The 1,555-nt window shown below is 53.6% G+C and carries 1 rRNA gene; it reads right to left on the reverse strand.

Annotated features, from left to right (window positions below):
- Window positions 1-1,553 (reverse strand): 16S ribosomal RNA (locus tag R8269_RS24065).
- Window positions 1,554-1,555: the final 2 nt, after the last annotated feature.

Below are 1,555 nucleotides of genomic sequence, written 5' to 3' on the forward strand. Positions count from 1 at the left end.
TAAGGAGGTGATCCAGCGCCAGGTTCCCCTAGCGCTACCTTGTTACGACTTCACCCCAGTCATGAACCACAAAGTGGTAAGCGTCCCCCCGAAGGTTAAACTACCTACTTCTTTTGCAGCCCACTCCCATGGTGTGACGGGCGGTGTGTACAAGGCCCGGGAACGTATTCACCGTGGCATTCTGATCCACGATTACTAGCGATTCCGACTTCATGGAGTCGAGTTGCAGACTCCAATCCGGACTACGACGCACTTTTTGGGATTCGCTCACTTTCGCAAGTTGGCCGCCCTCTGTATGCGCCATTGTAGCACGTGTGTAGCCCTACTCGTAAGGGCCATGATGACTTGACGTCGTCCCCACCTTCCTCCGGTTTATCACCGGCAGTCTCCCTGGAGTTCCCGACATTACTCGCTGGCAAACAAGGATAAGGGTTGCGCTCGTTGCGGGACTTAACCCAACATTTCACAACACGAGCTGACGACAGCCATGCAGCACCTGTCTCAGAGTTCCCGAAGGCACCAATCCATCTCTGGAAAGTTCTCTGGATGTCAAGAGTAGGTAAGGTTCTTCGCGTTGCATCGAATTAAACCACATGCTCCACCGCTTGTGCGGGCCCCCGTCAATTCATTTGAGTTTTAATCTTGCGACCGTACTCCCCAGGCGGTCTACTTAACGCGTTAGCTCCGAAAGCCACGGCTCAAGGCCACAACCTCCAAGTAGACATCGTTTACGGCGTGGACTACCAGGGTATCTAATCCTGTTTGCTCCCCACGCTTTCGCATCTGAGTGTCAGTATCTGTCCAGGGGGCCGCCTTCGCCACCGGTATTCCTTCAGATCTCTACGCATTTCACCGCTACACCTGAAATTCTACCCCCCTCTACAGTACTCTAGTCTGCCAGTTTCAAATGCTATTCCGAGGTTGAGCCCCGGGCTTTCACATCTGACTTAACAAACCACCTGCATGCGCTTTACGCCCAGTAATTCCGATTAACGCTCGCACCCTCCGTATTACCGCGGCTGCTGGCACGGAGTTAGCCGGTGCTTCTTCTGTCGCTAACGTCAAATAATGCAGCTATTAACTACACTACCTTCCTCACGACTGAAAGTGCTTTACAACCCGAAGGCCTTCTTCACACACGCGGCATGGCTGCATCAGGCTTGCGCCCATTGTGCAATATTCCCCACTGCTGCCTCCCGTAGGAGTCTGGACCGTGTCTCAGTTCCAGTGTGGCTGATCATCCTCTCAGACCAGCTAGGGATCGTCGCCTTGGTGAGCCCTTACCTCACCAACTAGCTAATCCCACCTAGGCATATCCTGACGCGAGAGGCCCGAAGGTCCCCCTCTTTGGCCCGTAGGCATCATGCGGTATTAGCCATCGTTTCCAATGGTTATCCCCCACATCAGGGCAATTTCCTAGGCATTACTCACCCGTCCGCCGCTCGACGCCGTTATCGTTCCCCGAAGGTTCAGATAACTCGTTTCCGCTCGACTTGCATGTGTTAGGCCTGCCGCCAGCGTTCAATCTGAGCCATGATCAAACTCTTCAATTTAA

It is taken from the genome of Vibrio sp. Vb0667 (assembly GCF_033391095.1).